Below are 659 nucleotides of genomic sequence, written 5' to 3' on the forward strand. Positions count from 1 at the left end.
TGGTAATTCTTCAAAACAAGTTGCGAGAAGCTTCAGTGATTATGTTGATCGCACAAAAACCAAAGTTAAGGTCAAAGAGGACGAGATAGAATTTGAGCTGAAACTTCAGTTTTAATTCTCCGAAATACAAACCTCAAAAAGCTCGTTATAATGCCCCAAACTTGAGTAATGAGGGGCAACATGTCCAATCCCACATCTAGCAAAATCCGCATCGCATCACGAGAAAGTGCACTAGCACTTTGGCAAAGTGAATACATCAAAGCGCAATTAGAATCTCTCCACCCTGGCCTTGAAGTCGAGATTGTTGGCATGACAACGAAGGGCGACCAAATTCTTGATGTCCCACTAGCAAAAATTGGCGGCAAGGGTTTATTTATAAAAGAGCTAGAACAATCTATGTTGGTGGGCGAAACGGATATAGCCGTTCATTCAATGAAAGATGTACCGATGCATTTTCCTGAAGGATTAGAGCTAGCGGCAATTTGTAAACGCGAAAGTCCGTTCGATGCTTTTGTCAGCAATACTTACAACACGATTGATGAGCTCCCTCAAGGAGCTGTTGTTGGCACATCGAGTTTACGCAGAAAAACTCAGCTTGCGGCGCTGCGCCCAGACCTCACCATTAAATCGTTGCGCGGCAATGTAAATACACGTCTCGC

General features: G+C 43.7%; 1 protein-coding gene. It reads left to right on the forward strand.

All coding sequences use genetic code 11. The annotated features are described in order from the left end of the window. Positions 1–180: 180 nt before the first annotated feature. On the forward strand, positions 181–659 hold a 479-nt coding region (gene hemC / locus A3739_RS03665; protein WP_068500365.1), incomplete at its 3' end, for a hydroxymethylbilane synthase.

The organism is Oleiphilus sp. HI0067, from assembly GCF_001635735.1.